Origin of the sequence: Pantoea sp. EKM103V, from assembly GCF_011800365.1 — a bacterium.
In the GTDB taxonomy this organism is placed as follows: Bacteria; Pseudomonadota; Gammaproteobacteria; order Enterobacterales; family Enterobacteriaceae; genus Pantoea; species Pantoea anthophila.
The window spans coordinates 146,803-163,445 of the sequence record NZ_JAALFQ010000010.1 but is presented as its reverse complement, the minus strand read 5'-3'; the positions used below and the strand labels follow the sequence as shown (position 1 = coordinate 163,445).

The window sequence follows — 16,643 nt, the reverse complement described above, 5'->3', positions numbered from 1 at the left end:
GGGAGGGAGGCCGTCTGAGCCGCTGAGCGGATGAGGGATTTCAGGACGAGCGACAGGGATGTCGCGAAGAGGCAGGGTCGCGCCAGGGATGGCGCGTCCTGCCGGTCCGTGAGAAATCCGGAAGAAGCGAAGGGACCGCGAAGCGGCGGTGAGGCAGGCCGGAGCCTGGGGTCAAGGGGGCGCGGCGACTGGCGCCCCCTTGTCGGTCGCCTGCAGAGGCGAAGCTGAAACTGCCCGGTTCACCCGGCGAACGAAACCTGCTCAAAGCCCGTTCGCGCATCGAACAAACTCCCGGCGAACGAAACCTGCTCAAAGCCCGTTCACGCAGCGAACAATCCCAGCGCCCGTTCGCGCAGCGACCTCGCCGGCAACCCCCCCCTTACCCGATGGTCATCAGGCTAGCGTTACCACCTGCGGCCGCGGTATTCACACTCAGTGAGCGCTCAATCAGCAGACGCTCCAGCAGCAGATTCGTCTCGCCGCGGGCGAAGCCCTGCACCGACACAATCGCGCCTTCACGCGCGGCAATCTGTTCGCACAGGGCGCGCAGCTGATCGGCGTCGCCGTGATAGATTACCGCATCAAACTCCGCCGTCAGCGGGTCTCGCGCCAGCGTAATGCGCGCTTTCACCGCGTCCGGCAGCGAGGCACGCAGGGTGCGATGCAGCTCATCATCCTGCCACAGCGCTTTACTGCCGACGCTGGTCACGGCCGCCAGCTGAATCAACGCATCCTGCTCGTTGTCAGCCAGGCAGAGCACCTGATCGCGTGGCAACAGCGAGAAGGTATTGCGCTCACCCGTCGGGCCCGGCAGCAGCCGTACCACACCGGCCTGGGCCAGCTGGTCATAGCGATCACAGAGTTCAGCCAGCGCCGGTTTATCTTTGGCCCAGCTGCTGAGTGCCTGATGCGGAGCCAGCAGAGCGTGACGCAGCGTGCTGTCAGCCGGGCGCTCCGCATCCTGGCGATCGAAGGTCAGACGCAGCGCGCCATCCGGGCGATGTGCCAGCAGGCGGTAGAGATAGAGCGGACCGCCCGCTTTCGGACCGGTACCGGATAGGCCTTCACCCCCAAACGGCTGCACGCCAACAACGGCGCCCACCATATTGCGGTTAACGTAGAGGTTACCGACCCGGGCGCTCGCCGTGACCTGCGCAATGGTCTCATCAATACGGGTATGGACACCCAGCGTCAGGCCGTAACCGGAAGCGTTAATCTGCTCAACCAGCTGCGGCAGCGTGTTGCGGGTGAAGCGCACCACGTGCAGCACCGGTCCGAAAATCTCTTTATCCAGGTCGCTGACCTGATCCAGCTCAATCAGCGTGGGTTTGACAAAGGTGCCGCTGTTCCACTCTTTGCTGTCCTGCGGATTATCCTGCACCGCCTGATAGACCGTGAAGCCCTTGTTACGCATCGCCTGAATATGGCGGTCGATATTGGCTTTGGCTTCGGCGTCAATGACCGGGCCGATATCGGTGGAGAAGCGCTCCGGGTTACCCATGCGGCACTCTGCCATCGCACCGCGCAACATTTTCAGCGTATGGTCAGCGACATCTTCCTGGATGCAGAGCAGACGCAGGGCGGAGCAGCGCTGTCCGGCGCTGTCGAACGCCGAGGCAACGATATCAACCACCACCTGCTCGGTCAGCGCGGAGGAGTCAACGATCATCGCATTCATCCCGCCGGTTTCCGCAACCAGCGGCACTGGGCGGCCGTGCTGGTCAAGACGACCGGCGAGATTACGCTGCAGCAGGGTTGCCACGGCAGTGGAGCCGGTAAACATCACACCGCGCACCCGGTTGTCGCCGGTCAGCTGTGCGCCAACGGTTTCACCCTGGCCTGGCAGCAGCTGCAGCACGCCTGGTGGTACGCCCGCATCCAGCAGGATCTGCACCGCCTGCGCGGCAATCAGCGGCGTCTGTTCGGCAGGTTTGGCCAGCACGCTGTTGCCTGCTGCCAGTGCCGCCGCAATCTGACCGGTGAAGATCGCCAGCGGGAAGTTCCACGGACTGATGCAGACCACCGGGCCCAGCGGGCGATGGGTTTCATTATCGAAATCGTCGCGCACCATGCCGGCATAGTAATAGAGGAAATCGACCGCTTCGCGCACTTCCGCGATGGCGTTGTTGTAGGTCTTGCCCGCTTCACGCACCAGAATGCCCATCAGCTTCTGCATCTGGCCTTCCATGATCTGCGCCGCGCGCTCCAGAATCGCGGCACGCTCCTGCGGCGGGGTGGCAAACCAGATTGGCCCGCTGTTCACGGCGGCATCCAGCGCCAATGACACTTCCTGCTCTGTCGCTTCACGCACCTGACCCACGCGATCGCCAGGCACGGCCGGGTTCAGCACGTCGTGCAGCTCACCGGTGCCCGCTTCGCCATCGATCATCGGTTCGGCCAGGTAAGGGTGGGCGGCGCTGCTCAGCAGGGCGCTGGAGAGTGAGGCGAGGCGGTGTTCGTTGGCCATATCCAGACCCGCAGAGTTGACGCGGTTCTCGCCATAGAGATCACGCGGCAGCGGGATCTTCGGATGCGGCAGGCCGATCGCGCCTTCGCTGGCCCCGAGTTTTTCAACGGCGAGCACCGGATCGGCAACCAGCTCGTCAATCGGCAGTGAGGTATCCGCGATGCGGTTTACAAAGGAGGTGTTGGCTCCGTTTTCCAGCAGACGGCGCACCAGATAAGCCAGCAGGGTTTCATGCGTCCCCACCGGCGCATAGATGCGGCAGGGGCGATTCAGCTTCCCGTCCGCCACTTTGCCGACCACCTGCTCATAGAGGGGTTCACCCATGCCGTGCAGACACTGGAACTCATACTGTCCCGGATAGTAGTTGTTGCCCGCCAGCTGATAGATGGCGGCCAGGGTATGGGCATTGTGCGTGGCGAACTGCGGATAGATCAGGTTCGGCACGGAGAGCAGTTTACGGGCGCAGGCCAGATAGGAGATATCGGTGTAGACCTTGCGGGTGTAAACCGGATAGCCTTCCAGACCTTCCATTTGCGCGCGTTTGATTTCGCTATCCCAGTAAGCGCCTTTCACCAGACGGATCATCAGGCGGCGGCGACTGCGCTGAGCCAGGTCGATCAGCTCATCGATGACAAACGGGCAGCGTTTCATATACGCCTGGATGACGAAGCCGATCCCGTTCCAGCCTTCCAGCTCCGGCTCGAAACAGAGTTTCTCCAGCATATCCAGCGACAGTTCCAGCCGGTCAGCTTCTTCGGCGTCGATGTTGATGCCGATGTCATAGGAGCGCGCCAGCAGCGTCAGCGATTTCAGCAGCGGGTAGAGCTCTTCCATCACCCGCTCATACTGCGCGCGGCTGTAACGGGGATGAAGGGCTGACAGTTTGATGGAGATGCCCGGGCCTTCATAGATGCCCCGGCCATTGGAGGCTTTACCAATCGCGTGGATCGCCTGCTGATAGGAGAGCAGGTAGGCTTTGGCATCGCCTGCGGTCAGTGCCGCTTCGCCCAGCATATCATAGGAGTAGCGGAAGCCTTTCTCTTCCAGCTTACGGGCGTTTGCCAGGGCTTCGGCAATGGTTTCACCGGTCACGAACTGCTCGCCCATCAGTCGCATTGCCATATCCACACCTTTGCGGATCAGTGGCTCACCACTCTTCCCGATAATGCGGTTCAGAGAGCGCGACAGGTTTGCTTCATTATGGGTTGAGACCAGGCGGCCGGTAAACAGCAGACCCCAGGTGGCCGCGTTGACAAACAGGGACGGGCTGCGTCCAAGATGTGACTGCCAGTTCCCGTTACTGATTTTGTCGCGGATCAGCGCGTCGCGGGTTGGCTTGTCGGGAATACGCAGCAGCGCTTCGGCGAGGCACATCAGCGCCACGCCTTCATGAGACGATAATGAGAACTCCTGCAGCAGGCTTTGCACCATACCGGCGCGTCCGGTTGCACCTTTTTGGTGCCGCAGCTTGTCGGCAAGCTGATAAGCGAGCTGATGGGTTTTCTCTGCCAGCGGCGCTGGCAGGCGCGCCTGCTCCAGCAGCATCGGCACCGCATCCGTCTCCGGACGACGCCAGGCTGCGGTCACGGCGGAACGGGTCACGGACTGCGGTAAAATCTGCTCTGCGAAGTCAAGGAACGGCTGATGCAGCTCCTCTGGCTGGATGTCGTCAGACTCGGCGGCGGCCTGTGCAGTGAGAGGGATCTCCGGCACGGCATCCCCGGTTTCCAGCTGGCCCAGGTAGTTAAAAATCGCCTGTTTGATCAGCCAGTGTGGCGTGCGGTCGATGCGCTGCGCAGCCAGTTTGATGCGCTCACGTGTCGCGTCATCCAGTTTTACACCCATGGTGGTTGTACCCATGACTTCCAGGCTCCTTAATAGTGGTTCGATACGGCGTGGGCTGCACTATCACTTAAGTTGCAACTTTGTGCAACCGTGTTAAATGTGAGCCAGTTAACACCCCTGTGACATCGCCAATTGTTAAATCTGACAATTCGGCACGGATATTGCTGCAAGATCCTCGCCAGGTTGGCAGACCCGATAAAATGCGGGTTTCCGGCAGGTTACACGGTGGTGCAACCGGATAACTGTGAGCGAGTGCAACCTCTGGACACTTTTTCACAACCGGTTAGTGAAATCACTGTAACGCCTGTGTTAAATCCATTGTGCGCGCCACGCCTTTCCGGCAGGATACCGCGCCGCTGGGAAATGACTGACGCCCTGACGAAAACAATCGGCCCGTTCTGCCCCGTTCCGGCAGGCGGGTAGCTGGCGATTTCTCTGGGATATCAAATAATAAGTGGAGAGACAGATGAGTGTAAGTACACCAATGCTGGTGACCTTTGTGGTTTATATACTTGGGATGGTGTTAATCGGTTTTGTGGCCTACCGTTCGACCAAAAACTTTGATGACTACATCCTGGGTGGCCGCAGTCTGGGTAGTGTGGTCACCGCACTCTCTGCGGGTGCCTCAGATATGAGTGGCTGGCTGCTGATGGGATTGCCGGGGGCGATCTTCATCTCAGGGATCTCTGAGAGCTGGATTGCGATCGGTCTGACCATCGGTGCCTGGCTGAACTGGAAAATCGTCGCCGGCCGCCTGCGTGTTCAGACCGAACACCACAACAATGCGCTGACGCTGCCAGACTTCTTTACCAGCCGCTTTGAAGATCACAGCAAAATTCTGCGTGTGATTTCGGCCATTGTGATCCTGGTGTTCTTCACCATCTACTGCGCCTCTGGCGTGGTTGCCGGTGCGCGTCTGTTTGAAAGCACCTTTGGCATGAGCTATGAGACCGCACTGTGGGCGGGGGCGGCAGCCACTATCCTTTATACGCTGGTGGGGGGATTTCTGGCAGTGAGCTGGACGGATACCGTTCAGGCCAGCCTGATGATTTTCGCCCTGATCCTGACGCCGGTGTTTGTGATTATCGCGGTAGGCGGCTGGTCTGAATCGCTGACGGTGATCGAAGCGAAAAGCCTGGAAAATCTCGACATGCTGAAAGGGCTGAACTTCGTTGCGGTGATCTCGCTACTCGGCTGGGGCCTGGGCTACTTCGGTCAGCCGCATATTCTGGCGCGCTTTATGGCGGCGGATTCGCACCGCTCAATCCGCACCGCACGCCGCATCGGCATGGCATGGATGGTGTTCTGTCTGGCGGGGGCGGTCGCTGTTGGCTTCTTTGGTATCGCCTATTTCCAGAACAACCCGACGCTGGCGACCGGCGTTAACGACAACGCAGAGCGCGTCTTTATCGAACTGGCACGCATCCTGTTTAACCCATGGATTGCCGGTATTCTGCTGTCAGCGATTCTGGCGGCGGTGATGTCAACCCTGAGCTGTCAGCTGCTGGTCTGCTCCAGCGCCCTGACTGAAGATCTCTACAAAGGCTTCCTGCGTAAAAACGCCAGCCAGCAGGAGCTGGTGTGGGTAGGGCGTCTGATGGTGCTGCTGGTGGCGCTGATCGCGATTGCACTGGCGTCTAACCCGGAAAACCGCGTACTGGGTCTTGTCAGCTACGCCTGGGCGGGCTTCGGGGCGGCCTTTGGACCGGTCGTGCTGTTTGGCGTCTGCTGGAAGCGCATGAACCGCAACGGCGCGCTGGCCGGTATGATTGTCGGTGCGCTGACCGTGCTGGTGTGGAAGCAGTATGGCTGGCTGGGTCTGTATGAAATCATCCCAGGCTTCATCTTCGCCAGCATCGCGATTGTGCTCTTCAGCCTGATGGGACGTGAACCTTCAGCCGAAGCGCAGCAGCGCTTTGCTGCCGCTGAGGCGGAGTTCCAGACCAAATAAGCAGAGCGTCAGGAGTGAAGGCCCGTCCCGCAGGGGGCGGGCCTTTTTGTTACAAAGATAAAAGCCTCAAAAATGCAATTATCTCCATCGGCAACTTGTTTTTTTTCCAGCGATAATGATAATCGGTATCGTTTACACTTTACCTGAATTTACCGTTAATTGACGCTGCTTAACATTCAAGAGGCTGGCAATGTTCGTTCCCTTTCTCATCATGCTGCGCGAAGGACTTGAAGCCGCGCTGATTGTCAGCCTGATCGCCAGCTACCTCAAACGCACCCAGCGCACCCAGTGGTTTCCTGCCATGTGGGCAGGCGTCTTTGTCGCCGCGGCACTCTGCCTGGGGCTGGGTCTGTTTATCAATGCCACCACCGGCGAGTTCCCGCAAAAAGAGCAGGAGCTGTTCGAAGGCATTGTGGCGCTGATCGCCGTCGTGATCCTCACCTCCATGGTGTTCTGGATGCGCAGGGTGGCGCGCAATATCAAAGTTGAGCTGGAGCAGGCGGTCGACCAGGCGCTGCAGCGTTCGGGCCGGGGCGGTCTGGCGCTGGTGCTGATGGTCTTTCTTGCCGTGGCGCGTGAAGGCCTGGAGTCAGTCTTCTTCCTGCTGGCCGCTTTTACGCAGGATGTCGGTTATGCGCCGCCGATTGGCGCGGTGCTGGGGCTGGCGACGGCGGTGGTGCTGGGCATGCTGCTCTACTGGGGCGGTATCCGCCTGAACATGGCGCACTTCTTCCGCTGGACCAGCGTCTTTATTCTGTTTGTGGCGGCCGGTCTGGCCGCGGGGGCGATTCGCGCCTTCCACGAGGCGGGTCTGTGGAATCACTATCAGGATGTGGCCTTCGATCTCAGCAATACCTTATCGACCCATTCGCTGTTTGGCACCCTGCTGGAAGGCGTGCTGGGTTATCAGGAGGCCCCCAGCGTCAGTGAAGTGACCCTTTATTTCGTCTACCTGATCCCGGCCCTGATTCTGTTTTTTATGCCTGCGCGTCCTGCTGCGTCGGCCACTGTGTAATACGACCTTTAACGGGCGCATCTTACGCCCGCAACGTGATAGGGAAAAAGAGATGACAATGCGTTTCCGCCGCAAGGCACTGCTGCTTCCTCTGCTGGCGATTTCTGCTTCTGCGGCGGCAGCCGTTCCTCAGGTTACCGTAAGCGTCAACGACAGGCAGTGTGAGCCGATGAGCTTAACGGTGAAGGCCGGTAAAACTCAGTTTCTGATTAAAAATAACAGCCAGAAAGCGCTGGAGTGGGAGATCCTGAAAGGTGTGCTGGTGGTGGAAGAGCGTGAAAACATTGCGCCGGGCTTCAGCCAGAAGCTGACCGCTAATCTGGAGGCCGGGGAATATGAGATGACCTGCGGTCTGCTGAGCAATCCAAAGGGCAAACTGATTGTGCAGGCGGGGGAGAGCGCGACGCCAGGCGCAACCTCCGCGCGGATGCAGCTGGAAGGCCCGATCACGCAATACAAAGCCTGGGTGACGGAGCAGGTGAATCAGCTGGTAAGCCAGACGCAGGCCTTCACCGATGCGGTCAAAGCCGGGGAGGTCGAAAAAGCCAAAGCGCTGTTTGCCCCGACCCGCCAGTATTACGAGCGCATTGAGCCGATTGCTGAACTCTTCTCCGATCTCGATGGCAGCATTGATGCCCGTGAAGATGACTATGAAAAGAAAGCGGAGGATCCTAAGTTCACCGGCTTCCACCGTCTGGAGAAAGCACTGTTTGCGGAGAACAGCACTAAAGGGATGACGGGCTATGCCGACCAGCTCAACAAAGATGTGAAAGATTTGCAGGTGCGCATCAGTGAACTGGCCTTCCCGCCGGCCAAAGTGGTGGGCGGCGCAGCCGGTCTGATTGAAGAAGTTGCCTCCAGCAAGATCTCCGGCGAAGAAGATCGCTACAGCCGTACCGACCTGTGGGACTTCCAGGCAAATATTGATGGAGCACAGAAGATCGTTGAGCTGCTGCGCCCGCTGGTCAGCAAAGCCAATCCGCAGCTGCTGGCGAAGGTCGATGCCAACTTCAAAAAAGTGGATGCGATCCTGAGCAAATACCGCACGAAAACCGGTTTCGAATCCTACGAGAAACTGAGTACGGCTGACCGCAATGCGCTGAAAGGGCCGGTCACCGCCCTGGCGGAAGATCTCTCCTTACTTCGTGGCACGCTGGGTCTGGATTAATCATGAGTCGTAAGCCAGAGGACGCGCAGCAGCCTGCGCGTCGTCGTTTATTAAAAGGGCTGGGCCTGCTGGGAGGCGCCGCTGCCTTCTCCGGCGGTTGCCCGTTTCATGCCGCCGCCGCCGACACGTTTTCGCCGGGTACGGTGACGCCTCAGGCGCGGCAGCAAAAGCAGCCGTTTTATGGTCAGCATCAGGCGGGGATTATCACGCCACAACAGGCATCGATGATGCTGGTGGCGTTTGATCTGCTGAGCAGTGATAAAGCCGATCTGGTGCGGCTCTTCCGGCTGCTGACCCAGCGCATCGCCTTTCTTACCGCGGGTGGGCCGGCACCGGTCGTCACCAACCCGCAGCTGCCGCCAATGGATTCGGGCATTCTCGGCCCGACGATCGCACCGGATAATCTCACCATCACCGTGTCGGTCGGCAGCAGCCTGTTCGATGAGCGTTTTGGTCTGACCCCGCATAAGCCGAAAAAACTGCAGCCGATGACGCGCTTCCCTAACGATTCACTGGATGCCGCTCAGTGTCATGGCGATCTGCTGCTGCAGATCTGCGCCAACACCCAGGATACGGTGATCCATGCCCTGCGCGATATCATCAAGCACACGCCTGACCTGCTTGGGGTTCGCTGGCGACGGGAAGGCTTTATCTCTGACCACGCGGCACGCAGTCAGGGGCAGGAGACGCCGATTAACCTGCTGGGCTTTAAGGATGGCACCGCGAATCCGGATACGCACGACGCTGCCCTGATGAATCAGCTGCTGTGGGTGACGGCGGATCAGGATGAACCGGTCTGGGCACGTCATGGCAGCTATCAGGCGGTGCGTCTGATTCGCTTTCACGTGGAGATGTGGGATCGCACCCCGCTGGGCGAGCAGCAGACCATCTTTGGTCGCGATAAGCTGAGTGGCGCTCCGCTGGGGATGCAGCATGAGCATGATGTTCCTGACTATGCCCGCGATCCGGACGGTCAGGTGATTGCGCTGGATGCGCATATTCGCCTTGCTAACCCCCGCACGCCAGAGACGGCCAGCAGTCTGATGCTGCGCCGCGGCTACAGTTACTCCGCCGGGATCTCGGCGTCAGGGCAGCTGGAGATGGGCCTGCTGTTTGTCTGCTATCAGCACGATCTGGAGCGCGGATTTCTGACGGTGCAGGGGCGACTGAACGGCGAGGCGCTGGAAGAATATATCCGTCCCTTTGGCGGCGGTTATTTCTTTGCGTTGCCGGGTGTCCCGGACGCCAGCCATTATTTAGCCCAATCCCTGCTGGAAGCCTGATTAAATTTCAACCACTGCGGACGGTCCGATTTCTGGCCGTCCGACTTTTCTTTCCCGTAACCTGACTGACTGAGTTTTAACTGAGAATCATCCGGGGCTTTGCCGAATTAAAATAATACAAGTGATTGAAATTAATGGTTTTTAAGCGAAATGGTAAAATAAAGGCTTACCCGCGAATAGCAATTCCTTTGCCAGCAGTTAAAATTACTGTTGCAAAGGTTCAGCAAAATGATGCACTTTATTAAACAGGCGTAATCGGACGTGTCGATGTATCACACTGGAGTTCGCGCATGGGTCGAGTCTTTTATGGAAAGTCATTGTCAGTAAATAGATTGCGCCTGACCGCGAGGGCCATTCTGCCTCGTTATTTCTTCCTTCCTTCAACCAACTCTTTTGTCTTACCGTTTCCTTTTTTATCCGGTGTTCAGCCACGCTTCTGCGCTGCTGCATACCCACTATCCTGTCCTGTCATGGCTTAAAAGGAAGCCAACTGAAACCTCTAAAGCGTTCACGTAATCGTAACGGGCCACCGGCCTGACACGGGAAATGAAACCAACTGAAAGGTGCCACTATGGGAAGACAGAAAGCAGTGATCAAAGCGCGTCGTGAAGCGAGAAGAGTGCTTCGCAATGACTCACGGAGTCATCGTCAGCGCGAAGAAGAGTCGGTCACTTCGCTGGTGCATATGGGCGGACTGGATTCGATTGGCATGGCACGCGATGCGCGCGACCGGCTGCCGATTGAAGCCCGGAATGAGGCTCAGGCGCACTATCTTAATGCCATAGAGACGAAGCAGCTGATCTTCGCAACCGGTGAAGCCGGATGCGGTAAAACCTGGATCAGCGCCGCGAAAGCGGCTGAGGCCCTGATTCATAAGGATATCGACAGGATTATCGTTACGCGCCCGGTACTGCAGGCAGATGAGGATTTGGGATTCCTGCCCGGCGATATTTCTGAGAAATTCGCCCCTTATTTCCGTCCGGTTTATGACATTCTGGTTAAACGTCTTGGCGCATCCTTTATGCAATATTGTCTGCGTCCGGAAATTGCCAAAGTTGAGATTGCGCCTTTCGCCTATATGCGAGGCCGCACTTTTGAAAATGCTGTGGTGATTCTGGACGAGGCGCAGAACGTGACCGCCGCGCAGATGAAAATGTTCCTGACCCGACTGGGCGAAAACGTCACGGTCATTGTTAACGGCGATATTACCCAGTGCGACTTGCCCGCTGGGGTGCCTTCTGGTCTCGCAGACGCGCTGGCGCGGTTTGAAGAGGACGAGATGGTTGGCATTGTGCGCTTCGGCAAAGAGGATTGTGTGCGTTCAGCGCTGTGTCAGCGCACCCTGCACGCGTACAGCTAGTGTTCGATTGAGTAGAAGTGTAGCGCCCAAACCCGGCTCCGGCCGGGTTTTCTTATTGTGGAGGGCAGGCTCCGCTGTCCATCGGGCTGCGCCCGCTGTCGAACCCCGGCGGGGCTTCTCACCCCCTCTCCGTGCAATATGCAAAAAAAAGCCTGAACTTTCGTTCAGGCTCTTCTTCAGAATGTGGCGGTGAGAGGGGGATTGATTCGCTGCGCTCACCCTGCGGGCAGCGTCGCAGGCTCCGCTGTCCATCGGGCTGCGCCCGCTGTCGAACCCCGGCGGGGCTTCTCACCCCCTCTCCGTGCAATATGCAAAAAAAAAGCCTGAACTTTCGTTCAGGCTCTTCTTCGGAATGTGGCGGTGAGAGGGGGATTCGAACCCCCGATACGTTGCCGTATACACACTTTCCAGGCGTGCTCCTTCAGCCACTCGGACACCTCACCACATTTGTTTCGCTGACCGCGCTGGGTCAACGGGGCGGTACTATAGGGAGTCGGCTGAAAACGGTCAAGCACTATTTTTTTCTTTTGATCTATTCGCTTAAGCTCTGAACGAATTGATTTATTCCGGCCTGAAACTGGCCATTTCTCCGCCTGATTTCCCGTCCTGTCTGCTCAGTGAGACAGAGCAGGGCAGCGGGCAGGACGACATCCTGAGCAACGTCTCAAACCGGATGCCGTCCCGCGGATGGCTGAAATCAGCTCTTCACACGGTTAGCGAAGCTTTTGCGCAGCTTCTGCAGCTTCGGCGGGATGACCGCCATGCAGTAGCCGTTGCGCTGACCCGCGCCTTCCCAGTAATCCTGATGATAGGCTTCGGCAGGATACCACTCCTTCAGCGGCTCGATGGTGGTTACCACCGGCACATCATGGTCGGCCTGAGCTCGTTCAATGGCGGCACGCGCTTCCGCTTCCTGCTCAGCATTGGCCGGGAAAATGGCAGAGCGATACTGAGTGCCGATATCGTTACCCTGGCGGTTAAGCTGGGTTGGATCGTGCGTCACGAAGCTGATATCCAGCAGGTCGCCAAAACTCACCTGCTCCGGGTCAAACCCAATGCGGATCGCTTCCGCGTGGCCGGTCGCGCCGCTGCAGACCTGCTCATAGGTAGGATTCGGGCGCGCGCCGCCGGTATAGCCGCTTTCAACCGACTCTACGCCGATCACATCCTTAAAGACCGCTTCGGTACACCAGAAACAGCCACCCGCGATAACTGCGTATTCGATTGCCATAATATTTTACTCCTGTCAGGTCGAAAGAGGTGAATGGGGGCGCAGCGGAAGGCTTTCAACTAGATCAGCATCTCCGGTTTAAAATCTCCGCTCTTATCCAGCATTTTATCGCTCATCACGCTGAAGCGGCCTTCGCCGGTGTAGTGCAGGGTCGCCGGGTATTCGGGCTGTTCGGCCACATGTGCCTTAACGATCTCAAAAATAAACAGGTTGTAGTTAGCCACCATCGAGTCGTCATAGAGCTGGCACTCAAAGCTGGCAAAACATTCGGCAATCATGGGGGCGTTGACCACCTGACCCGGCTCCGGCGTCAGGCCGAACGCGGCGAACTTATCCAGCTGGTCGCCGTGGCTGTTGCCGACCGCCACCACCTCATCAATCAGTGAAGCGGCCGGGATATTGAGGACGCACTGGCCACTGTTGCGAATCAGCGCGTGGCTGTGATTCATACCGGCAATCATGCAGCCCACCAGAGAGGGCGAGAACTCCAGCACCGTATGCCAGCCGAGCGTCATGATGTCCTGCTCATTGTTGTACTGCGAACTGAGCAGCAGCACCGGACCCGGTTCGAGATATTTACGGGCTTTACTGACCGGAAAGGCATATTTGTGCATGCGTTGGCTCATGGCTTAACTCCTTTAACGGAATGTCGTCATTAAGTGTAGAGCACGCAGCGCATGCAGCAGGGGGTAAGGCAGAGGGGCGAGGGCAGGCAGCGCGGATATTTTTTCGCCCGCGCCGCGATCTTAATGTTTCCTTAATCTGCAGTCGCGATACTGGCGGTTCCTGTTGAGGAGGTTACTATGAAAACTGTGTCTGCTTCCCTGCCCGTTGCGGCTCCGCGTCCGCTGAGTGAATATGCTGCCCTGCTGATTACCGCAGCGACCCTTATTCTGTTCCTCAGTGCCTGGTTCAGCGCCTAACATTTTACCACGGCCCGGCAACCGCTTCTGTCCCGGCGGTTCTCCAGAAAAAACTGAAACCGGTGTAACTGGACGATACGGCTGACAATGCTCAGCCCAAGTCCGATGCCGCCGTAGCGGCTGTCCATGCGGATAAACGCTTTACTCAGCTCACCACTTTTACTCTCATCAATGCCCGGCCCCTGATCTTCCACCACCAGCATCGGTTGCGGAGACGCGAGCAGCTGGACAGTGATCGTACTGTTGTCCGGGCTGTAGCGATGGGCATTCTCGACCAGGTTGCGCAGCAGCATCTTCAGCAGCGTCGCATCCCCGCGCACAAACTGCTCCTCCGGCAGATCGAGCAGCAGCGTCTGCTGATGCGCCTCCAGCATGATACTCAGCTCCGCCTCCATCGGCAGAATCACATCTGCAATCAGTCCCACGTTCTGGTAGGTGCCGGAGGTAAAGGACTGGCCGGCGCGCGCCAGACTTAAAAGCTGCGAGACGCTGTGCGTCATCTGATCCAGTCGCTGCACCAGCGGCTGCACTTTCACATCGCTGTTGCGCTCGATTAACTCCAGATGCAGCCGTAAGCCGGCCAGCGGCGTGCGCAGCTCATGCGCCACATCGGCGGTAAACAGACGTTCACGCTCCAGGCTGGTGTTAAGGCGCGCCACCAGCTGATTGATTGCCAGGGTGACCGCCTCAATTTCATGAACCTGACTGTGGCAGGTGATGGGATGGAGATTATCTTCACCCCGACTTTCCAGCTCACGCTGTAGCTGATAGAGCGGCCGGGTGATCCATTTCACCGCCTGGTAGCAGAGCAGCAGCGTCAGCGTAATCATCACCAGGCTCGGCACCGCCAGGCTGGCGACCGCTTCATGGACTTCGCGCTTGACGTGGCTGTCCATGTTGCGCTTCTGCAGCTGCGCTTCCACCAGAAACTGAATCTGCTCTTTACTCTCATGCCAGAGCCAGACCACGCTGATCACCTGAAAGACCAGCAGGATCAGGCCGATGGTCAGGATCAGGCGAAAGCGCATACTGCGGTGATCGAATCGTCCTGTCATGTTGCCTCGCGCGGGGTCTCCTGCGTGACCAGCGCATAACCAAATCCGCGTACGGTGCGGATGGCGCTTTTGCCGATTTTGTCGCGCAGATTATGAATATGAACTTCCAGCGTATTGGTCGACGGCTCGGTCTCCCAGTTATAGATATCCTGGTAGAGAATTTCGCGGTGAACCGGATTGCCGGCCTTCAGCATCAGCCGTGACAGGATCGCAAACTCTTTGGGGGTGAGATCCAGCAGCTCATCGCTGAGCGTGATCTGACGGTGGGTCATATCCAGCGCCAGCGCGCCCACTCTGACCTGACTGTCGCCCTGATTGACGTGGCGGCGGATCAGCGCACGGATGCGCGCCAGCAGCTCATCCAGCGAGAACGGTTTGATCAGATAATCATCGGCACCCGCGTCCAGTCCGGCGATGCGTTCGCTGATGGTGTCGCGGGCGGTGAGGATCAGGACCGGGGTCATCTTCTTCTGCCGCCGCAGACGGATCAGGAAGTGCAGTCCATCCTCGTCCGGCAGGCCGAGATCCAGCACCACCAGACTGTAGAGGCCGCTGGCATAATGCGCTTCCGCATCCCGAACGCTGGTGACGCCATCGCAGACATAACCTTCACCTTCGAGCGCCAGTATCAGGCCCTGCAGCAGCAGGGCGTCATCTTCCACTATCAGTATCTTCATTCGTGTTGGCTCCGACACGACGTCAAAATATCATCCGCAGGCACATATTCGTGGGTTGCGGTGCCGGTTAATCCCAGCAGCGTTGAGAACAGATTATCCTGTGAGAAATCGTCTGTCGCCGCCAGTTTATTCAGGCAGGTGCGGTTAACCGCATAACGCTGCTGATAATCCGGGGAGAGCCAGATCAGCAGCGGCACATGCTTCTGCGTATCGGGCGCTATCGCATAGGGCAGGCCATGCAGGTAAGCCCCGTTTTCTCCCAGCGACTCGCCGTGGTCAGAGAGATAGACCAGGCTGGTGGTAAAGCGATCCTGATGCGCACGCAGCACGCCAATCGCCTTATCCACGATGTGATCCACATTGAGCAGCGTATTGTCATAGGTGTTGATCAACTGCTGCTGTGAACAGTCCTGAATCTGATTCGTGTCACAGGTCGGCTCAAACTGACGGAACTGTGGCGGGTAGCGATGGCTGTAGGTCGGGCCATGACTGCCTATGGTGTGCAGAACAATAATCGCGTTGCCTTTTAGCTGGCTGATGTACTCATCCAAGCCGTGGAACAGCACGTCATCATAACATTCGCCCTCAATACACATGCCGGGCAGGTTCAGGCTGGTCATATCCTGATGCGGCACCCGATCGCAGGCTCCCTTACAGCCACCGTCATTCTCATTCCACAACACGCTGACCCCGGCGCGCTGAATGACATCCAGCACCCCCTCTTCATGGGCCGCCAGCACATCATCATAGTGGGCGCGCGGCATGTTGGAAAACATGCAGGGCACGGACACCGCCGTCGCCGTTCCGCATGAGGTGGTGTGTGGGAAGTAAATCACATCATCCTTCGCCAGCAGGGGATTGGTCAGCCGGTCATATCCGCCCAGCGAGAAATTCTGCGCGCGTGAGGTTTCACCCAGCACCACAATCGTCAGGTTCGGTTTGCCCCGGCTGTGGCTGGCATCCAGATGGGCATCTTCACCGATCCGTACCAGCGGCACATTCTGCAACTCATGATGTTTATACCAGGAGAGCGTGGCGGCGATGCTGTTAGAGGGGCTCAGCGCTTTGACCAGCTCGCGGTTGTTGCGGAACAGCGAGGCGTAATCCTTATAGAAGAGCAGGGCGATCAGCGCGATCAGCGCCGCTGACAGCACAATGCTGAGCAGGCGTGCCAGCACCCCGCGCCACTGCTGCCGTTTTATCCGCGGCCAGAACATCATCAGCGCCATCAGCACGCCTGAGGTGAGCAGGGTGAGGAGCAGCTGCGGTGTCAGCAGGGCAAAAGACTCGGAGGCGGTGGTATCCATCATGTTAGTGATCATCGAGCGATCGATCACGATGTTGTAGGTATGGATAAAATACTGCGCCGACGCGGAGAGCAGAATAAAGAGCGCCGCCAGCAGGCGATCCAGCCAGAAAAATGAGGCCAGCGTAAGCACGATATTGATGACGCTGAAGGCGACCAGCGGCATGGATAAAAACACCAGCGTGGTATGCAGGCTCGTCAGCGGCATCACCGCCAGCACCTGACGGTAATAGACCAGATTAAGGAAAACCGCGATATAGATCGCCGCCAGGAGGAGCAGAGTCAGGCGGCTAATCAGCGGCCTCTTCAGTGTAAACGCCATGTGTGCAGGCACCCGAGGAAAGGAAAGTGTGCTGAGAGTG

Annotated in this window: 11 protein-coding genes and 1 tRNA gene; 5 read left to right on the top strand and 7 right to left on the bottom strand. The window is 58.2% G+C overall.

Annotation, left to right across the window (positions count from 1 at the left end; translation table 11 throughout):
* Positions 1-379 precede the first annotated feature (379 nt).
* A complete protein-coding gene (gene putA / locus HFD97_RS18195; protein ID WP_150029832.1) occupies positions 380-4,327 on the bottom strand; it encodes a trifunctional transcriptional regulator/proline dehydrogenase/L-glutamate gamma-semialdehyde dehydrogenase in 3,948 nt (1,315 codons plus the stop codon).
* A gap of 451 nt (positions 4,328-4,778) precedes the next feature.
* Here putA and putP point away from each other — a divergent pair, with 451 nt between their 5' ends.
* From putP to phoH, 5 genes are all read left to right on the top strand, one after another.
* Positions 4,779-6,263, top strand: a complete 1,485-nt coding sequence (gene putP, locus HFD97_RS18190) for a sodium/proline symporter PutP (RefSeq protein WP_167432521.1) — start codon at positions 4,779-4,781, stop codon at positions 6,261-6,263.
* Positions 6,264-6,453: 190 nt separating this feature from the next.
* Positions 6,454-7,278 carry an iron uptake transporter permease EfeU gene (gene efeU / locus HFD97_RS18185; protein ID WP_058958334.1) on the top strand — a complete coding sequence of 275 codons (825 nt, stop codon included), beginning with the start codon at positions 6,454-6,456 and terminating at the stop codon, positions 7,276-7,278.
* A gap of 52 nt (positions 7,279-7,330) precedes the next feature.
* Positions 7,331-8,446 carry an iron uptake system protein EfeO gene (gene efeO, locus HFD97_RS18180; protein WP_058958335.1) on the top strand — a complete coding sequence of 372 codons (1,116 nt, stop codon included), beginning with the start codon at positions 7,331-7,333 and terminating at the stop codon, positions 8,444-8,446.
* 2 nt (positions 8,447-8,448) lie between these two features.
* Complete coding sequence (efeB, locus tag HFD97_RS18175) at positions 8,449-9,729, top strand: iron uptake transporter deferrochelatase/peroxidase subunit (RefSeq protein WP_167432522.1); 1,281 nt, start codon at positions 8,449-8,451, stop codon at positions 9,727-9,729.
* A 571-nt stretch (positions 9,730-10,300) separates the two neighbouring features.
* Positions 10,301-11,089, top strand: a complete 789-nt coding sequence (phoH, locus tag HFD97_RS18170) for a phosphate starvation-inducible protein PhoH (protein ID WP_009089645.1) — start codon at positions 10,301-10,303, stop codon at positions 11,087-11,089.
* 355 nt (positions 11,090-11,444) lie between these two features.
* Here the strand turns inward: phoH and HFD97_RS18165 are convergent.
* The 6 genes from HFD97_RS18165 to eptA all read right to left on the bottom strand — a co-directional run bounded on the left by HFD97_RS18165 (position 11,445) and on the right by eptA (position 16,603).
* Positions 11,445-11,532 (bottom strand) — tRNA-Ser (locus HFD97_RS18165).
* A gap of 254 nt (positions 11,533-11,786) precedes the next feature.
* Positions 11,787-12,320, bottom strand: coding sequence for a peptide-methionine (S)-S-oxide reductase MsrA (gene msrA, locus HFD97_RS18160; RefSeq protein ID WP_111207736.1), 534 nt, complete (start codon positions 12,318-12,320; stop codon positions 11,787-11,789).
* Between the two features lie 59 nt (positions 12,321-12,379).
* Positions 12,380-12,946, bottom strand: a complete 567-nt coding sequence (locus tag HFD97_RS18155; protein WP_009089649.1) for a flavin reductase family protein — start codon at positions 12,944-12,946, stop codon at positions 12,380-12,382.
* 293 nt (positions 12,947-13,239) lie between these two features.
* The gene (gene pmrB, locus HFD97_RS18150) at positions 13,240-14,298 is read right to left on the bottom strand and encodes a two-component system sensor histidine kinase PmrB (RefSeq protein WP_046102014.1); all 1,059 of its coding nucleotides are present in this window, start codon (positions 14,296-14,298) and stop codon (positions 13,240-13,242) included.
* Positions 14,295-14,975 (bottom strand): two-component system response regulator PmrA, encoded by a 681-nt coding sequence (gene pmrA / locus HFD97_RS18145; RefSeq protein WP_009089654.1) that lies wholly within the window; start codon positions 14,973-14,975, stop codon positions 14,295-14,297. The genes pmrB and pmrA overlap by 4 nt, the downstream gene beginning before the upstream one ends.
* Positions 14,972-16,603, bottom strand: coding sequence for a phosphoethanolamine transferase EptA (gene eptA, locus HFD97_RS18140; protein WP_009089656.1), 1,632 nt, complete (start codon positions 16,601-16,603; stop codon positions 14,972-14,974). Before eptA ends, pmrA begins: the two co-directional genes overlap by 4 nt.
* Between the last annotated feature and the right edge of the window lie 40 nt (positions 16,604-16,643).